General features: G+C 60.2%; 13 protein-coding genes. 5 read left to right on the forward strand and 8 right to left on the reverse strand.

Annotated features, from left to right (window positions below; all coding sequences use genetic code 11):
* Positions 1-65: 65 nt before the first annotated feature.
* On the reverse strand, positions 66-1319 hold the full coding sequence (gene glyA / locus HDC32_RS28545) for a serine hydroxymethyltransferase (RefSeq protein ID WP_053137906.1): 1254 nt from the start codon (positions 1317-1319) through the stop codon (positions 66-68).
* Positions 1320-1497: 178 nt separating this feature from the next.
* Positions 1498-5349: an EAL domain-containing protein gene (locus HDC32_RS28550; RefSeq protein WP_311771988.1), complete on the reverse strand. Its 3852-nt coding sequence runs from the start codon at positions 5347-5349 to the stop codon at positions 1498-1500.
* Positions 5350-5633: 284 nt separating this feature from the next.
* On the opposite strand from HDC32_RS28550, the gene ettA reads away from it, so the two are divergent.
* A complete protein-coding gene (ettA, locus tag HDC32_RS28555; protein WP_053137900.1) occupies positions 5634-7298 on the forward strand; it encodes an energy-dependent translational throttle protein EttA in 1665 nt (554 codons plus the stop codon).
* A gap of 299 nt (positions 7299-7597) precedes the next feature.
* Positions 7598-8935 carry an NADP-specific glutamate dehydrogenase gene (gdhA, locus tag HDC32_RS28560; RefSeq protein ID WP_167656448.1) on the forward strand — a complete coding sequence of 446 codons (1338 nt, stop codon included), beginning with the start codon at positions 7598-7600 and terminating at the stop codon, positions 8933-8935.
* Here the strand turns inward: gdhA and HDC32_RS28565 are convergent.
* The 5 genes from HDC32_RS28565 to HDC32_RS28585 all read right to left on the reverse strand — a co-directional run bounded on the left by HDC32_RS28565 (position 8932) and on the right by HDC32_RS28585 (position 12791).
* Positions 8932-9429, reverse strand: a complete 498-nt coding sequence (locus tag HDC32_RS28565; protein ID WP_131699346.1) for a GreA/GreB family elongation factor — start codon at positions 9427-9429, stop codon at positions 8932-8934. The two genes, gdhA and HDC32_RS28565, sit on opposite strands and share 4 nt — an antisense overlap.
* A gap of 70 nt (positions 9430-9499) precedes the next feature.
* Positions 9500-9856 (reverse strand): hypothetical protein, encoded by a 357-nt coding sequence (locus HDC32_RS28570; RefSeq protein WP_131699347.1) that lies wholly within the window; start codon positions 9854-9856, stop codon positions 9500-9502.
* Positions 9857-10003: 147 nt separating this feature from the next.
* The gene (locus HDC32_RS28575) at positions 10004-10309 is read right to left on the reverse strand and encodes a chorismate mutase (protein ID WP_145336619.1); all 306 of its coding nucleotides are present in this window, start codon (positions 10307-10309) and stop codon (positions 10004-10006) included.
* A 48-nt stretch (positions 10310-10357) separates the two neighbouring features.
* Positions 10358-12211: a DUF4105 domain-containing protein gene (locus HDC32_RS28580; protein WP_131699349.1), complete on the reverse strand. Its 1854-nt coding sequence runs from the start codon at positions 12209-12211 to the stop codon at positions 10358-10360.
* A 91-nt stretch (positions 12212-12302) separates the two neighbouring features.
* A complete protein-coding gene (locus HDC32_RS28585; protein ID WP_027605327.1) occupies positions 12303-12791 on the reverse strand; it encodes a DUF3015 domain-containing protein in 489 nt (162 codons plus the stop codon).
* Positions 12792-13058: 267 nt separating this feature from the next.
* Between HDC32_RS28585 and HDC32_RS28590 the strand changes: the two genes are divergently transcribed.
* Both HDC32_RS28590 and HDC32_RS28595 read left to right on the forward strand, forming a co-directional pair.
* Positions 13059-15497 carry a Lon protease family protein gene (locus tag HDC32_RS28590; protein ID WP_065938302.1) on the forward strand — a complete coding sequence of 813 codons (2439 nt, stop codon included), beginning with the start codon at positions 13059-13061 and terminating at the stop codon, positions 15495-15497.
* 298 nt (positions 15498-15795) lie between these two features.
* A complete protein-coding gene (locus HDC32_RS28595; protein ID WP_167656450.1) occupies positions 15796-16113 on the forward strand; it encodes a hypothetical protein in 318 nt (105 codons plus the stop codon).
* A 6-nt stretch (positions 16114-16119) separates the two neighbouring features.
* Here the strand turns inward: HDC32_RS28595 and HDC32_RS28600 are convergent, their stop codons facing one another.
* Positions 16120-17943: a hypothetical protein gene (locus HDC32_RS28600; RefSeq protein WP_184746344.1), complete on the reverse strand. Its 1824-nt coding sequence runs from the start codon at positions 17941-17943 to the stop codon at positions 16120-16122.
* A 164-nt stretch (positions 17944-18107) separates the two neighbouring features.
* Here HDC32_RS28600 and HDC32_RS28605 point away from each other — a divergent pair, with 164 nt between their 5' ends.
* Positions 18108-18596 (forward strand): TIGR00645 family protein, encoded by a 489-nt coding sequence (locus tag HDC32_RS28605; protein ID WP_017253710.1) that lies wholly within the window; start codon positions 18108-18110, stop codon positions 18594-18596.
* Positions 18597-18608: the final 12 nt, after the last annotated feature.

Raw genomic sequence — 18608 nt, forward strand, 5'->3', positions numbered from 1 at the left:
AAACTGGACAATTGGCATAAAAAAGCCCGGCTCAAGAGCCGGGCTTCTTAGTCAAGCAACTGCAATCAAGCGCCGTATACCGGCAGTTTTTTGCAGATGGCCTTGACCTTCTCACGTACCGCGTCGATCACGGCTTCGTTGTTCAGGTCTGCCAGGATGTCGCAGATCCAGCCGGCCAGTTCCTTGCACTCTGCTTCCTTGAAGCCACGAGTGGTCACAGCCGGGGTGCCGAAGCGCAGGCCCGAGGTGACGAACGGCGAACGTGGGTCGTTCGGCACGGAGTTTTTGTTCACGGTGATGAAGGCTTTGCCCAGGGCAGCGTCAGCATCTTTACCGGAAATGTCCTGCTTGATCAGCGACAGCAGGAACAGGTGGTTTTCAGTACCGCCGGACACCACGTCGAAGCCGCGTTCGATGAACACGCTGGCCATGGTCTGGGCGTTTTTCACCACTTGTTGCTGGTAGGTCTTGAACTCAGGTTGCAGTGCTTCCTTGAAGCAGATCGCTTTAGCGGCGATCACGTGCTCCAGTGGGCCACCCTGGGCGCCCGGGAATACGGCGGAGTTCAGCTTTTTCTCGATCTCGGCGTTGGCGCGCGCCAGGATCAGGCCGCCACGTGGACCGCGCAGGGTCTTGTGGGTGGTGGTGGTGACCACGTCGGCGAAAGGTACCGGGTTCGGGTAGACGCCAGCGGCGACCAGACCGGCTACGTGAGCCATGTCGACGAACAGGTAGGCGCCAACCTTGTCGGCGATGGCGCGAAAGCGTGGGAAGTCCAGGATCTGCGAGTAGGCAGAGAAACCGGCCACGATCATTTTTGGCTTGTGCTCGACCGCCAGGCGCTCGACTTCGTCGTAGTCGATCAGGCCGTTGGCATCGATGCCGTATTGAACGGCGTTGTACAGCTTGCCGGAGGAGGAAACGCTGGCGCCGTGGGTCAGGTGACCGCCATGGGCCAGGCTCATGCCCAGGATGGTGTCGCCGCCTTGCAGCAGGGCCAGGTACACGGCGCTGTTGGCTTGGGAGCCGGCGTGTGGCTGGACGTTGGCGTAATCGGCGCCGAACAGTTCTTTTGCACGGTCGATGGCCAGTTGCTCAACCACGTCGACGTACTCGCAGCCACCGTAGTAGCGCTTGCCTGGGTAGCCTTCGGCGTACTTATTGGTCAGAACCGAACCTTGAGCCTCCATCACCGCAGGGCTGGTGTAGTTTTCCGAAGCGATCAGCTCAATGTGCTCTTCCTGGCGCACGGCTTCTTGCTCCATGGCGGCGAAGAGATCGGCGTCGTACTTGGCAATAGTCAAATCACGGCTGAACATGGCGGTCCTCAAGGATCGGGGGCAGAAAAGGAGGGCATTCTAACCCAATGGGTTTTAGATGGCATATGAAAGGACATCATGTCGCGGACAAGTGGGGCTCATCTCGGGATGGGTGGTGACTGTGCCGGCCTCATCGGGGGCAAGCCCCCGATGAGGCCAGTGGCTTCACCACAAAATCTCAGTCGAACATGAAGAGGGCATCATTGCTGAACTGCGCCTCGAACCGATGTGCCGGCATCGGCCGCCCGAACAGATAACCCTGCACTTCATCGCAACCATGCTCGCGCAGGAAGTCCAGCTGCTCATGGGTTTCCACACCTTCGGCGATCACCGCCAGGTTGAGGCTGTGGGCCATGGCGATAATGGCGCGGGCGATTTGCGCATCCTGCTCGCCGGATGGCAGGCCATCGACGAAGGTGCGGTCGATTTTCAGCACGTCGATGGGGAATTGCTTGAGGTAGTTGAGTGACGAATAACCCGTGCCGAAGTCGTCCACCGCAATGCTCAGGCCCAGGTTTTTCAGGCTGTCGAGGATATGCATGGCTTCGTTGACTTCGCGCATCAGGATACTTTCGGTCAGCTCCAGTTCCAGGCACGCCGGTGGCAGGCCTGTGTCCTTGAGGATGGTGGCGATGCGCGTGCCCAGCTGGCCGTCGGAGAACTGCCGCGCGGAGATGTTCACCGAGACTTTCGGCACCCGCACCTTGTTCTGGTGCCAGGTCTTGAGCTGGCGACAGGCTTCGCTGATCACCCAGTCGCCCACGTCCACCACCAGGCCCAACTCTTCGAGCACCGGAATGAAGTCCCCCGGCGGCACCAGTCCACGGCGTGGATGGCGCCAGCGCAGCAGCGCTTCGGCGCCGGTCAGGCGTTTGCCGTCGCCGCTGAACTGCGGCTGGTAATAAAGCACGAATTCGTCCTGCTCCAGCGCGTGGCGCAGGTCGCTTTCCAGCTCCAGGCGTTCCAGGGCGCTGGCGTTCATGTCGGCCTGGTAGAACTGGAAGTTGTTCTTGCCACGTTCCTTGGCGTGATACATCGCCGTGTCGGCGTTCTTCATCAGCTGGCTCAGCTCGTTGCCGTCCTGCGGGCTGAGAGCAATGCCGATACTGGCGGTCACAAAGAACTCGCGGCCCTCCAGCACAAACGGCTTCACCAGGCTGGCCAAAATCTGTTCGGCCACATGGATCGCGCGGTTCAGCGCCATTTCGCGGCTGACCCGCGGTTGCAGCAGCAAGGTGAACTCGTCGCCGCCCATGCGCGCCACGGTGTCGTCTTCGGCGACGCAACCGAGCAGGCGGGTGGCCATTTCCTTGAGCATGCGGTCGCCGGCGGCGTGGCCCAGGGAGTCGTTGATCGGCTTGAAACGGTCGAGGTCGAGGAACATCAGCACCACCCACGACTTCTGCCGTTCGGCCGACTGCAACGCGGTGTGCAGGCGGTCCTGGAACAAGGTGCGGTTGGGCAGGTGGGTCAGGGCGTCGTAATAGGCCAGGCGGTGGATGCGCTGTTCGCTGGCCTTGCGTTCGCTGATATCGCTGAAGAAGCACACATAACTGGCCAGGTCGCCTTCATCGTCGAACACCGCCGTAATGCCGACCCAGGCCGGGTAATGCTCGCCGTTACGGCGCTTGAGCCACACTTCGCCTTCCCAGGTGCTGTGCTGGTGCAGTTGCTTGAGCACGTAGCGCAGGTGGGCTTCCTGTTGTTCGTCGACGGTGAGCATGTTCGGCAACTGGTCGAGTACATCACTCACCGCATAACCGCTGACCCGGCTGAACGCCTCGTTGGCCTGCACGATATAGCCGGCGGGGTCGGTGATCAGGATTGCCGACGTGGAGTGCTCGAATACGGTGGCGGCCATGCGCAGGTCTTTTTCGGCACGGCGTTGCTGGCTGATGTCGCGGCCCACGCCAAGGATGCCCTCGAAGGCGCCGTGCTCATCCCACACCAGCACCAGGCGCAGCTCGATCGGCACCTTGCGGCCATCGGCGCGCAGGCAGTCGAACAGGAACAATTGGGTCTGCACTTGATCGCGCAGCCTATTCAGCGCCTCGGGATCGCCCAGTGCGCGGCTGACCTGTTCCACCAGGCTATAGATGCCGGTCAGTTGCTGCGGGTTGGCGATGATCGACTGCCAGCCATTCTTGAATACCCACTCCACGTCGTAACCCAGCACGGCGTTGACCGACGGGCTGACGTAGTTCAGGGCCAGTTGGCTGTCGGTGGAGCAGATCACGTCGCTGATGCTTTCGGCCAGCATGCGGTAGCGCTGTTCGCTGTCGCGCAGGGACTCGCTGGCTTCGATCTGGTCGGTGATGTCCTTGGCCACACCGATGATGCGCGTGACTTGCGCCGTCTTGTCCCGCGCCAGGGCCTGCTCGCGAATATCAAAGCGCCGCCATTGGTTATTGCGATGGCGAAAGCGCAACTGGCAGTGCAGCTGCGTCGTGTAGCCGACCTGGCGTTGCTGTTGGCGCAGATCGTGGTAATGCTCGGCGTCTTCGGGGTGCAGCAGGATTTCCCAGAAATACTCGCCCATTTGATGCAGTTCGGCCTTGGTATAGCCGAGGGTGTGGCCCAGATGGTGGTTGCTGAAGATCATGCGCTGGCTGATCACATCCTGCACATACAGGTGGTCGGGCACGGTACGGACCACGTCCGACCAGAAGCTTTCACGTTCCACCAGCGACAGTTCGATCAGCTTGCGGCTGGTGATGTCGCTGATGCTGAGGATCACCGCCTTGAAGTCGTCCTGCTGTTCCGGCAGGCGCATCACCATCCAAAGGTACTGTTCGTTGCCGGCCACATCCTTGAGCTGGATTTCCAACTCAAGCTGACTCTGTTGGGTAAGGACCGCTTCGAGTATCTGATGACCGATGGACGTGGTGTTGCGCGGGCAATCATCGATCAGCCGCTCCCACGCTTCCTCGCAGGAGCTCACTCTGAGCAGGCTCACCGCCACCTGGTTGATCTCGGTGATGCGCAGTTCGGTGAGCAACTGCCGGCATTCCTCGGGGGAAGTTTGCAGCCAGGCGTGCAGTTGCTCGCGGGTCTGCAAGTGCACCTTGCCAAAGAATGCATTCAGGCCCGACAAGTCAAGTACGCACAGCGCGACGCCGGTGCCTTCGAAAATATCCTGATACCGCCGCCGGCCTTCATGCACCTGGCGCTGGCGGCGACGCATATTCAGCAGCACGATCACGGGGATCAACGAGAAGGCCAGGCCCAGCAGGCATTTACCGATAAACGCCGGCAGCAATTGTTCCAGCACGGCTGCACGGTCGAACATCCCGCGCAACTGCCAGTCGCTTTTGCTCAAGGGCGTGACCAGCACGCTTTTATTCAGGTCATCCGGGGTCAGGGCGTCGCCCCATTGCGCCGGCATGCCACTGTCACGGCTGACCACACGGTGGTTCAGGCGGTTCTCGATGGCCCACATGGGGCGCTGGCCCTGGCTGTCCTGGCGGGTCAGGTTGACCAGGTAGTTGGGTGCCAGGCGCAGCGCCCAGTACATCTTTGAGCCACCGCTGGGCTGGTGCAGCAGCAGATAGATGAGGGTGCCGTCGTCGTTATTGCTCAGGTAGTAGGGTTGGCCGTGGCTGCGCTGCACCAGCTCTTCCAGCCAGGCGCTGTCCTGGCTGTCATTGGCGCTGTCGCTGATCATCGCGCCGCTGGGCGCGAGCAGGGCGATACTGCGCAGTTCCGGCAGCGAGCGCTGCAACGTGCGCGTCAGGGCCTGTTGCTGTTCGATGTCGCGCGGCGGTTCGACCATCGGTAGCAGGTTCAGGGCAATTTTTGCGCTCAGGGCCATGTTCAGGCTGATCTGTTCAGCCAGGTCGGCGCTGTAGTCGATGGTGTATTGCTGCTGGTTTTTCTGGTTTTGCTGCAGTTGGTCCAGCAGTTGCCAGAACAATAACGCGAGCAGCAGGAGGACAAGCGTCGCCAATGCGCCTTTGAGGGTGCCGTGCAGGGGCATTCCCGGCGCTACATGAGCGGCGCGCAAGGGAGTTGGCGGCGTGACTTTGGACAAGCTGTGATCCTGCGGTTTGGCTGGACTGGCGCGCGACGTGCACTATAAGCCGGACGCCCGAAGGGCGGCTAGCATGCCTTGACTTGTGGCAAAGTGCCAGCCCTGCTTGGCTGGACTGACCAAGCGCATTGAGGTAGCTTTGCCGGTTACGCGGTGGCGTTCCAGCCCCAGATCTTCAGGCTTTTCCGCTCGCTGGCATTGATGATAGTCAACGGCCCGCGCGGCGCATGGCCTGGCACGGGCTTCGCCCGCTTAATTCATCAGTCACAGACGCTAGGTTCACCATGGCTCAATACGTCTTCACCATGCATCGGCTGGGAAAAGTTGTTCCGCCGAAGCGGGAAATCCTGAAAAATATTTCGCTGTCCTTTTTCCCCGGCGCCAAGATCGGCGTGCTCGGCCTCAACGGCTCGGGTAAGTCCACACTGCTGAAAATCATGGCTGGCGTCGATACCGAGTTCGAAGGCGAAGCCCGCCCGATGCCGGAACTGAACATCGGCTACCTGCCACAGGAGCCGATCCTAGACCCGACCAAGACCGTGCGTGAAGTGGTTGAGGAAGCCGTCAGCGTGATCAAGGACGCCCAGGCCCGCCTGGACGAGGTCTACGCCGCCTACGCCGAGCCGGATGCCGACTTCGACAAGCTGGCCGCCGAACAGGCCAAGCTTGAAGCGATCCTGCAGGCCGGCGACGGTCACAACCTGGAGCGCCAGCTGGAAGTCGCCGCCGATGCGCTGCGCCTGCCGGCCTGGGACGCCAAGGTCGAATTCCTCTCCGGTGGTGAAAAACGTCGTGTGGCCCTGTGCCGCCTGCTGTTGTCGGCTCCCGACATGCTGCTGCTCGACGAACCGACCAACCACTTGGACGCCGACTCCGTCGCCTGGCTGGAGCACTTCCTGCACGATTTCCCGGGCACCGTGGTTGCGATCACGCACGACCGCTACTTCCTGGACAACGTTGCCGGCTGGATCCTCGAGCTCGACCGCGGCGCCGGTATCCCTTACGAGGGCAACTACTCCGGTTGGCTGGAAGCCAAGTCCGACCGTCTGGCCGCCGAATCCAAGCAGCAATCGGCCCACGAAAAAGCCATGAAGGAAGAACTGGAGTGGGTGCGCAAAGGCGCCAAGGCCCGCCAGTCCAAATCCAAGGCACGTCTGCAACGCTTCGAAGAAATGCAGTCGCAGGAATTCCAGAAGCGCAGCGAAACCAACGAGATCTACATCCCGGCCGGTCCGCGCCTGGGTGACAAGGTCATCGAGTTCAAGAACGTGACCAAAGGCTATGGCGATCGCGTGCTGATCGACAACCTGTCGTTCTCCATGCCAAAAGGCGCGATCGTCGGCGTTATCGGCGGTAACGGTGCGGGTAAATCCACCCTGTTCCGCATGCTGATGGGCAAGGAAACCCCGGACTCGGGCACCATCGAAGTCGGCGAAACCGTGCAGTTAGCCTGCGTGGACCAGAGCCGTGAAGACCTGGATGGCAGCAAGACGGTATTCCAGCAGATCTCCGACGGTTCCGACCAGATCCGTATCGGCAACTATGAAATCCCCTCGCGCACCTACGTCGGTCGTTTCAACTTCAAGGGCGGCGACCAGCAGAAGTTCGTCAAGGACCTGTCCGGTGGTGAGCGCGGTCGCTTGCACCTGGCCCTGACCCTGAAAGAGGGCGGCAACGTCCTGCTGCTCGACGAACCGTCCAACGACCTCGACGTTGAAACCCTGCGTTCCCTGGAAGAAGCCCTGCTGGACTTCCCGGGCGCCGCCATTGTGATCTCTCACGATCGGTGGTTCCTTGACCGCGTCGCGACCCACATCCTGGCGTACGAAGACGACTCCCAAGCCGTGTTCTTCGAAGGCAACTACACCGAGTACGAAGCGGACCGTAAAAAGCGTTTGGGCGAAGCTGCTGCTCAGCCGCACCGTGTACGGCACAAAAAACTGGCCTGATCCGGCTGGTTTGAAAAAAGCGGGGCCCTCGGGCTCCGTTTTTTTTTGCGCATTTTCCCCAACCCACACCGATCAAATGTGGGAGTGGGCTTGCTCCCGATGGCTATTTCCTTGTTGGTGCATTGCCTGCCTTGGTAATCCCCTTTTAAGTGCGATAAATCCCTGTTTCCTGGGTTTATTTATATCTAATGCACCATTTAAATTCACAAAAGCGACATTTTGCCCTGTCGCGGTGCGACATGAATTGATAAAGTCCGGCTCAATCTCATTTAAAAACAATCAATTTGCCGAGACTTGTCATGATCGAATCCGTCGAATCCTTCCTCGCCCGCCTGAAAAAACGCGACCCCGACCAGCCGGAATTCCACCAGGCCGTAGAAGAAGTCCTGCGCAGCCTGTGGCCGTTTCTTGAAGCCAATCCCCACTACCTGACATCGGGCATCCTGGAGCGCATCTGCGAGCCGGAGCGGGCGATTACCTTTCGGGTGTCGTGGGTGGATGATCATGGCAAGGTCCAGGTCAACCGTGGCTTCCGTATCCAGATGAACAGCGCCATCGGCCCTTACAAGGGCGGTCTGCGTTTTCACCCGTCGGTAAACCTGGGGGTGCTGAAGTTTCTTGCCTTCGAGCAGACCTTCAAGAATTCCCTGACCTCGCTGCCCATGGGCGGCGGTAAAGGCGGCTCGGACTTTGATCCAAAAGGTAAGAGTGACGCCGAAGTCATGCGCTTCTGCCAGGCGTTCATGAGCGAACTGTACCGCCATATCGGCGCAGACGTGGACGTACCGGCCGGCGACATCGGCGTGGGCGCCCGTGAGATTGGCTTCCTGTTCGGCCAGTACAAGCGCCTGAGTAACCAATTCACCTCGGTGTTGACCGGCAAGGGCATGACCTACGGCGGCAGCCTGATCCGCCCGGAAGCCACCGGATTCGGGTGTGTGTACTTCGCCGAAGAGATGCTAAAGCGCGACGGTCAACGGGTAGAAGGCAAGCGCGTGGCGGTCTCTGGATCCGGCAACGTGGCCCAATACGCGGCGCGCAAGGTCATGGACCTGGGCGGCAAGGTGATCTCCTTGTCCGATTCCGAAGGCACGCTGTACGCCGAAAGCGGCTTGACCGAGGAGCAATGGTCGGCGCTGCTGGAGTTGAAAAATGTGCAACGTGGGCGCATCAGCGAACTGGCCGCGCGTTACGGCCTGGAGTTCCGCGCCGGTAAAACCCCTTGGGAACTGGCCTGCGATATTGCCCTGCCATGCGCTACCCAGAACGAACTCGACGCCGAAGCCGCCCGCACGCTGCTGCGCAACGGCTGCATCTGTGTGGCCGAAGGCGCCAACATGCCGACGACGCTTGAGGCTGTGGATATTTTTATCGAGGCGGGCATTCTGTTCGCGCCGGGCAAGGCATCGAATGCCGGCGGCGTCGCCGTGAGCGGCCTGGAGATGTCGCAGAACGCCATGCGCCTGTTGTGGACCGCCGGTGAAGTGGACAGCAAGCTGCACAACATCATGCAGTCGATCCACCATGCCTGCGTGCACTACGGCGAAGAGAACGGTCGGATCAACTACGTGAAGGGCGCGAACATTGCGGGCTTCGTGAAAGTTGCCGACGCGATGCTGGCGCAAGGCATCGTCTAAGCCTCGGCTTCGATGCGCAGCACTTCGATCAACTGATCGCCGACGGGGCGCTTCCACAGCACCTCGTCACCCACCTGGGCTCCCAGCAAGGCACGGCCCAGGGGCGAACCCCAGTTGATCAGGCCGGCGCCGGCATCGGCCTGGTCTTCGCCGACCAATTGGATGCGCTGCTGCTCGTCATGCTCATTGGCGAAGGTCACCCAACTGCCGATCTGCACCTTGTCGGTGGACGTAGCGGGCGCCACCACCTGGGCGCTCTGCACGCGCTGGTTGAAGTAGCGCAAATCCCGCTCGAGGTCGGCCTGGCGCTGTTTGTCGGCCTGTTCGCCCTTGGCGGATTCGGCGCTGTGCTCGGCCTGTAGTTGCGTAACCTTGGCCTGCAATTGCGCCAACCCCTGCGCGGTCAGGCGATTGGGCTGCTCACTGACCTGACGCTCCACCGGTTGATCGGCCTGGGCGGCGGCGTTGTCCTCATTTACAAAAGCTCGGCTCATGACGTTCTCCCTCTATGGAGCTTGGGCCATGTTCGCCGCGCTTTAGTTTCGATGGATGTCTGAAAGCGACCTATTGCGAGCGATAGGCCCGCGCAGCATCTCGGTTCTTCTCCTGCTGCCAGGCGCGCTCGCGGTCGTCCCAGTGGTCGTTCTTGTAGTCGCGCAACTCCTCGTTCTCGCGCATGGCCTTGCACTGGCGAAAACCATCCTCCCAGCCTGCGGCGTATTCCCGGTCTTTCAGGTAGCGGGGAACGTTCTTGCGAAACTCCCCAGTGATCACGCCAGCGGCCTGGCGACCGCTGCTGCAGCCATCATCAAAGCCATCGGCAAAGGCCGGTGGATAACCCTTGGCGAGCAACTCCTGATGAGTCGATTGGCAACCCGCCAGCCACACCACCGCACACAGCATTACTGCATACCGCCACATCGCTTGCTCCCTCGCCGCTTCACGGCTGATGGGGGAAGTCTAGATAGGGATTTGTCGGGGAGGCGTGAAAGGCGTGTGAGAAAGGTGTGGAGCGCGAGGAGATCGAGCGGTGGGCGCCGAAACCGTTGGCGCCCTCACCACAAGGGCCTATGTTGCCTGGTTGGCCGCCAGAGCCGCATGTTCCGCCAATTCCTGCTGGATAAACGCCGCAATCATCGCGCGATAGACCTGCTCGGTCACCTCGGGGTTGGCGCCTACGGCTTCCGATAAACCCCGCACCTTGGCAATCACCTGCTCAACCCGCTGTGGGGCCTTGACGCCATCGGTGTCTTTTTTGAAGCGTGCCGCCTGGGAGACGTAGCGGCCGCGTTCGGCCAGCAGGGTGACGATTTGCTGATCGAGGCGGTCGATGTTGTTTCGAACTTCTTCAAGAGTGGTGCAGGTAACGGCCATGTCGAGTGAACTCCTGATTGTGCGGGCAATGCTGACAAAAGGTGTTAGTCAGTAGTGATACCACTTCACCTCAAGCATCACTTCATTCACCGGCGTCGACAAGTGGCTGTACTCGCGCTGTGCACTCAGGCGCAGGCCCAGGTTGCGGGACAGTTCCCACTGCTGGTTCAGGCTGAGGCTGCGCCGCACTTCACCATTGGTGAAGAAATCCCCTTTTGCTTCCAGGCTCAAATTGCCCAGCGGGTTTTTCCACAACACGCCGGTATTGAACCCGGCAGCGGGGGAGATGGCTTCGTTGAAGTCATTGTTGTGTTCCACGCGCACGGTGCCGAGGGCGAAGCCGAGCATGTCGTCGCTCAGTTGCCAGGTGCCGCCGGCGCCGCCGTTGACATGGGCGACCAGGGTTTCGTCGTCGTGTTTACCGGGTACGCGCTCCAGGCCGCCGGTGACTTGCCAGGACCACGGCTGCAGCAAGGCGTTGCGCGGGGTCAGGGAGCGGATGGTGGCCAGGTCCAGTTGCTGCAGTTGCCAGTGGTTACCTTCGTACTGGCGCAGTTTCATCTGCAGGATTTCGATCTGTGCGCCGAGGGGGAAGCCTTCGGCGTTGTCGTTGAGGTCGTGGTAGGCCATGCGCAGGCCATATTCGCCGAATGCCTTGTCGCCGCGTGTGCCGATGCCGGCTTGCCAGGTACGTGACTCATGGCCGTTTTCGGGCAGACCGGGGGGTGTGATCTTCAGGTCGGGCGCGGGGTTCTGGTTGATCGCGCGCAGCAGCTCGAAGCTGCGTTGGGAGCGTGCGGTGTCGCGTTCCAGGCCATTGGCGCGGTAGCGACCCAGGCGGTAGGCGGCGTCGATGATCAGGGCCTGGCGGTCGCGAGGTAATGCTTTGAAGGCCGGCGCCTGCAATTGCTGCTGGTCGTCGCTGACCTTCAGCACCCACTGTTGCTCATCGCTGTCCAGCGGCTTGGCGCGCTCCAGCAGCTCGCGCTCACGGGAAGGCCGGTAGTCGATCTTCTCGACCAGACCGGCCTCTTTCACTGCCTTGACCGTGTCGGTGGGGATGGCGGTAAGCGGGAATTGTTCGGTCAGGCGCAGGCCGGGGCGGGCCACTTGCAACAGTTCCAACAGGCGATAGGAGCAGTTTTCATCGAAGAAGAAGTAGTCGAACTGGATCTGCTTGAGCTCCCACACGTGCTCGACCATGCGCTCGGTCTCGACCTGGGTGAGGTTGAGGCGGTATTCCCACAGGTCACGGTTTTCGAGGCTGCGGTATTCCGAGAGTTTTTCCTGGTAGGGCACCAGGGCGAACAGGCCGGGGTAGCCGCCCATCAGGCCTTTCCAGGCATACAGGATGCTGTTGTCCGAGCCTTCGATATAGGCGCCGAAGTTGATCGCGTAGCTGAGCAGCGCGGTCTTGTTGCTCTGCACGTCGGCCTGGTCGATACGCAGCAGGGTATGGCCGAACATCGAGGACGGGCTGTTGAGGTAGGCCGCCGGGAAGATCATGACCGCGCTATGGGGCGCGACGTCCTTGAACCACTGCTTGAATTCCTTGCAGTCCACAGCGGGCAAGTCAGTGAGGTGCAACTGATCCTTGAGCCAGCGGGTACGTGCGGGATAAACGCATTGGGCGTGTTTTTCACCCAGGCTGGCCGGAGCGTAAAGCGCGTCGACGGTGGCCTTGAGTTCTGCATCCGGGTGGTGGGCGCCATCGGCTGCGAGGAAGAATTTCTTTTCACTGACATAACTGCGCCAGCCACTGATTTTGCCGGCTTCGTAATGGCCTAAAGAGAGCCAGAACGGATCATTGGCCAATTGCTGCAAACGTTGATCATCAAGGTGCGGTGCCGCGTGCAGCGGGGCGCAGGCGAGGAGTGCCATCCAGGCAAAGCGTTTGAGCATAGGGGCAACTTAAGTCGGAAATTAGAGAGACCCAAAGGGAGGCGGGTCCAAAAATAAAACCCGCGCCTGGGGAGGCGCGGGCAGGTCGAGCTTAAGCCTGGGTAGCGTATTTCGCCAGACGGGCATCGCCTTTCAGTACAGCCAGGGTGTTGTTGTGCACGTCTTCAGCGGTCACATCGGCCTTGCTGAAGATTTGCTGGAAGTGCTCGTGAGCCACAGCCGCGAAGTGCTCGCGATCTTCCGGAGCAACGCCCAGTACCACGGCGTAGGTGGTCAGTGCTTCACCATTGCCCTTGGCCATGTCTTCGGACAGCTCGTTCATCATGCCATTCATGGCAATCCAGGACTTGCCGCCGTAGGTCAGCGCGCTGTTGGTGCTGCAGCCGTTGGTGCCCGAGGTCATGCCGAAGGTGGCGTTACCCGAGGTACCGTTGGTGGTGGAAGCCAGGAAGTGCGCCGGAGTACCGCGCTGGCCTTCGAACAACATGTTGCCCCAACCGCAGTTCGGGCCGCCTGGTGCTTCAGCCATTGCATTGAGGGAGACGACGGTGAAGAGAGTACCGAGAAGGATCCGTTTCATAGCTTTGTTCTCTTTGTGTGCAAACCAATGGACAAGGGTTCAGGCACTTCATAGCGCCCCTGGGATCGGTTATTAGTCCAACCCGCGCAGTTTGGAGTTTAGGCACGTTCCAAGGGTTCCGTGTGTTTTTATAAAACAATCAGCAATGTCGCGTTTTTTTTGTAGGGTATGTTCCGTGTCTATGCTTTCCCTACGGCTCGCCTTGCCAGAGCGCGCAACGGAGAGCCAGAATGCCGTCATCTGCCCCGCCTGATGTAAGGAAGCCCGATGCCTGATCCTGTTGCTGCCAGCTTGCGTCTAGCGCCCGAAGCGCTGACTCGCCCTTTCTCCGCTGAACAGTTCAGCTTCTCGACCACCAATGATCTGGAGCCCTTTCGCGGTGTGCTTGGCCAGGAACGCGCGGTTGAAGCGTTGCAGTTCGGTGTGGCCATGCCACGCCCCGGTTACAACGTATTTGTCATGGGCGAGCCGGGCACCGGCCGCTTTTCGTTCGTCAAACGCTACCTGAAAGCCGAGGGCAAGCGCCTGCAGACCCCGGCGGACTGGGTTTATGTGAACAATTTTGACGAGCCTCGCGAACCCCGCGCCCTGGAATTGCCAGGCGGCGGTGCGGCGGCGTTCATTGCCGATATCAATGGCCTGGTCGACAACCTCGTCGCGACCTTCCCGGCGGTGTTCGAACACCCGACGTATCAACAGCGCAAAAGTGCCATCGACCGCGCCTTCAACCAGCGCTATGACAAGGCCCTGGACGTGATCGAACGCCTGGCGTTGGAAAAGGACGTGGCGCTGTACCGCGACAGTTCAAACATCGCCTTCACCCCGATGCTCGACGGCAAGGCGCTGGATGAGGCCGAGTTCTCGCAGCTGCCGGAAGTGGATCGCGAGCGTTTCCACACGGATATTTCCGAGCTGGAAGAACGCCTCAACGAGGAGTTGGCCAGCCTGCCCCAGTGGAAGCGCGAGTCCAATAACCAACTGCGTCAGTTCAACGAAGAAACCATCACCCTGGCCCTGCAACCGTTGCTCGCACCGCTGTCGGAAAAGTACGCGGAAAACGCCGGTGTCTGCGGTTACCTGCAGGCCATGCAGGTGTACCTGCTGAAAACCGTGGTGGAACAATTGGTGGACGACGCCAAGACCGACGCCCAGGCCCGCAAGCTGCTCGAAGAGCAATACTGCCCGAGCCTGGTGGTGGGCCATGCGGTCAACGGTGGCGCGCCGGTGGTGTTTGAACCGCACCCAACCTACGACAACCTGTTCGGCCGTATCGAATACAGCACCGACCAGGGCGCGCTGTACACCACCTATCGCCAGTTACGCCCGGGGGCGTTGCACCGTGCCAACGGCGGCTTTCTGATTCTTGAAGCCGAGAAGATGCTCAGCGAGCCGTTTGTGTGGGACGCCCTCAAGCGTTCCCTGCAGTCGCGCAAGCTGAAGATGGAATCGCCCCTGGGCGAACTGGGCCGCCTGGCCACCGTGACCCTTAACCCGCAGATGATCCCGCTGCAGGTCAAGGTCATCATCATCGGTTCGCGCCAGTTGTATTACGCGCTGCAGGACGCCGATCCGGACTTCCAGGAGATGTTCCGGGTGCTGGTGGATTTCGACGAAGACATCCCGATGGTGGACGAGAGCCTGGAGCAGTTCGCCCAGTTGCTCAAAACCCGCACTTCGGAAGAAGGCATGGCGCCGCTGACCTCTGACGCGGTGGCGCGCCTGGCCACCTACAGCGCACGGCTGGCAGAGCACCAGGGCCGTTTGTCGGCGCGTATCGGGGATTTGTTCCAGCTGGTGAGTGAGGCGGATTTTATCCGTCACCTGGCAGGCGATGAGATGACCGATGCTGGCCATATCGAGCGTGCACTGAAGGCCAAGGCCACGCGTACCGGGCGTGTGTCGGCGCGGATTCTCGACGACATGCTCGCCGGGGTAATCCTGATCGACACCGCCGGCGCGGCGGTCGGCAAGTGCAACGGGCTGACGGTGCTGGAGGTCGGTGATTCGGCGTTCGGTGTGCCGGCACGGATTTCCGCCACGGTGTACCCGGGCGGCAGTGGCATTGTCGACATCGAGCGTGAAGTTAACCTCGGGCAGCCGATTCACTCCAAGGGCGTGATGATCCTCACCGGTTACCTGGGCAGCCGCTATGCCCAGGAGTTCCCGCTGGCGATCTCGGCGAGTATCGCGCTGGAACAGTCCTACGGTTACGTGGACGGTGACAGCGCGTCCCTGGGCGAGGCGTGCACCTTGATCTCGGCCTTATCGAAGACGCCACTCAAGCAGTGTTTTGCCATCACCGGTTCGATCAACCAGTTTGGTGAAGTGCAGGCCGTGGGCGGGGTCAACGAGAAGATCGAAGGTTTCTTCCGCCTGTGCGAAGCCCGCGGTTTGACCGGTGAGCAAGGGGCGATCATTCCCCAGGCCAACGTTGCCACATTGATGCTGGATGAGAAGGTGTTGCAGGCCGTGCGCGCCGGGCAATTCCATATCTATGCGGTGCGTCAGGCGGATGAGGCGTTGAGCCTGCTGGTGGGCGAGGATGCCGGTGAGCCGGACGCCGAGGGCCAGTTCCCGGAGGGCACCGTCAATGCCCGCGTGGTCGAGCGCTTGCGCGCGATTGCCGAGATGATCAGCGAGGAAGACCTGAAGGAAGCGGAGAAGGAGCTGGCGCAGCAGGCGCTGGCCGAAGCCAAGCCCACCTGAGTTCTGAGGCGAGGCCGGATCAAACATGTGGGAGGGGGCTTGCTCCCGATTGCGATAGGTCAGTCATGTAGATGTCGACTGACACACTGCATCGGGAGCAAGCCTCCTCCCACATTTGGATCTGGTTGCGTCACTAAATTGACTTCCTTCTGGGGGACTAATGTCCGTTGGTCCCTACAGCCTTGGTTTGTCGTGTTTTTCTTCTATTCTGAGCGTAGGGATATCCACAGGAGTCGCTGGATAGAAACAGCCTCGCCATAGGTTGAGGTTGAACACCGATCTACCGAGGGTCGCCGCCATGCCGCGCAACCTTTGCCTTACCCGCCAGTGCTTCGGCCTGGTTACCCGCATCGAATGTTCCATTCGCCCTCTCGCGGGGGATAACGGGATGTGGACCTTGTTGTTTGCCGCTGGAATGACCGGCGAACAACCTTCCACGATCAAATCCCAGGGTCCGTTTCATGGGCCCTTCGTGGCAGAAACCATGCTGCAATCGATCGTCGAAAGCCTGACCCTGCACGGCTATGAGCTGGCGGGTGACCCGCAGATCTGGTGCCTGCACATGCAGGCCCATCTCCGCCAGCTCAATGGCAGCCATGAGCAACTGGCGCTGTAGGCGCGTTTATTTGCTCTCGGGCTTGTCCAATTTGACCTCAAAGCCGTATTGCACGGTACTGAGGTCGGTGCGCTGGTAGCTTTCCAGTGCCGTCGGCTGGCCGTAGAAATAATGCACGTCAAACAGGGCTGTGCCGTATTCCTCGGCGCGGTGGCTGACGCCGAGGATTTCCTTGAGGTAGTTGCCGCTGGCGTCCTTGGCGTAGAAGCGCCAGCTGTCGGCAGGGAATTCCTTTTGGTCGACGATCAGTGCGTTGTCCTTGAGCGACAACCCCTTAGGCAGCTTGGCCGCATCGATGTCGCCTTTCTCGATAGTCGCCAGGAACAACGGGATCGAACCCACGACAAACGCCGGGTTTTCCGGGAACAGGTTGAGGTCGTAGGTGAGAGTGCCGCGGGCCGGGTTCAATTCATACGCCTCGGTCGGCAGTTCAATAGGCTCGCCGCGTTCACCTTTCTCGTCGGCAGTGAAGAACGTCACCGGTGATTCGCTGCTGTTGCGCTCGCTGCCCACCAGGTCGTCATTGAAGGTGAATGGGTGGTCGAACACGATATGGGCGGCGCTGGCATCTTCGACGGACTGGCTGATGGTGACGCTGTTCTTCAGTTGTTCCTCGCTCAACGATGCGTCCTTGAGCCAGCTGGCGGCGCCGTCGTCATACACGGTGACCGGCATGGGCAAGGCTTGTACGGTCTTTTCCAGGCTGTTCTTGTCGAAGCGCAGGACCGGCAGGTCGAGGTCCTTGCGGGTGACCGTGGCCTTGGAGAAATCCAGCACGTTGATCTGCAGGGTGTCGATCAGTCCATTGAAATAGACCTTGGCGTAATGGCTGCTCTGCTTGTGTTCGAAGGCTTTCTGCTCATCGACCAGTTGCTTTTCAAATGCGTCGGACCAGGCCTTCTGTTTTTGCATCTCGGCCAATTGCTTCTGGTAGAACTCGACTTGCGCGCTGCTTTCGTTGATCGAACCCGAGCGTGTGAGGAATTGCCCGGTGCTGTCCCGCGCCTGTACCAGCAAGGGGTTAGGCGATTGGTCACCCACCTCGGGTGCCAGCGGTTGGCTGTTGGTCAGTTCGATTTCGGCGTAGTTCTTTTCCAGGAGCAGCAGGTTGACGGTGATATTGCCTTCGGTGCGTTTGTGGCCCACGTCCTTTTTCGACAAATCGAAAGTCAGCGCTTTGCCCGGTGCGATCACTTCTACCGTGCCCTTGAGGCGGACGGGTTGCGGCTGGCTTTTGTTTTCCGTCTCGATGCCATCGATGAACGGATAGGTGACCGTCAGGTCATCCGGGTTGGTCAGGTTGGAGCTGCTGGGGCTCAACTGGATGCCGGGATCAGTTTCCGACCATTCCGGCTGGAACGGCACGACCTTGTTGTTGCTCAAGGTGACGGATTGCCATTCCAGGCCGTGGGGGAAGGGGAACTGGTCTGGCACATTGAAGTTGAACGGGAAGACCGGCTGCAGGTCGGTCAGGTAGTCCGAATGTGAGGCTTTGCGCAGTACGAACAAGCCATTGATGTAGGTGTCCACCAGCCCTTGCGGCGTGGGGTAGTGCTTGAGCAGGGCGAGGGTGTCTTCGCCGTATTCGGCTTCTATTGGCTTGGTGGCCAGCTTGACCCGCGCCCGTTCCAGCAGCAGCAGCGAGCCGCCGAGGTCGGCAATGGCGTCGCGCAGTTTCGGATCCTGGATGCTGTCGAGGGACTGTTCGAACTTTGCGGTTTTCTCTTCGAGGGTGGCCTGTTTCTGCTCATCGCTTGGGGAACAGCCGCCGGCCAGTAACAATGCGGCGCATAGGCCAACGCTGGCCAAAGGGGATCGCACATCCATCATCTGAGTTTTTTCCTGTCCGACGTCATCGAGCCGAGTTATTGGGCTCGACACTAGCAGAAAAATTCTCTTACAGATGCCGCTCAGGTCAGTTTTCTCGTGGTTACAGGTGTCTTATAGCGGCTGGTATACTCGCCGCCATTTCTAGCCATGCTGTGTGAGATCCAATGGAACGCTTTATCGAAAATGCTATGTACGCCTCGCGCTGGCTGCTGGCGCCGATCTATTTCGGCCTGTCCCTCGGGTTGCTGGCGCTGGCGCTGAAATTCTTCCAGGAAGTGATTCACCTGCTGCCGAGCGTGTTCTCGATGGCCGAGTCCGAGTTGATCCTGGTGCTGCTGTCGTTGATCGACATGGCCCTGGTCGGCGGCTTGCTGGTGATGGTGATGATTTCCGGCTACGAGAACTTCGTCTCGCAGCTGGATATCGATGAAAACAAGGAAAAGCTCAACTGGCTGGGCACCATGGACTCTTCGTCGCTGAAGATGAAAGTGGCGGCCTCCATCGTGGCGATTTCCTCCATCCACTTGCTGCGCATCTTCATGGACGCCAAGAACGTCGATCCGCAACACCTGATGTGGTACGTGATCATTCACATGACCTTCGTGATCTCGGCGTTCGCCATGGGTTACCTGGACAAGGTCACCAAACACTGATGCCCGCGCCGG

Source organism: Pseudomonas sp. JAI120, assembly GCF_014207255.1.
Classification (GTDB): Bacteria; Pseudomonadota; Gammaproteobacteria; order Pseudomonadales; family Pseudomonadaceae; genus Aquipseudomonas.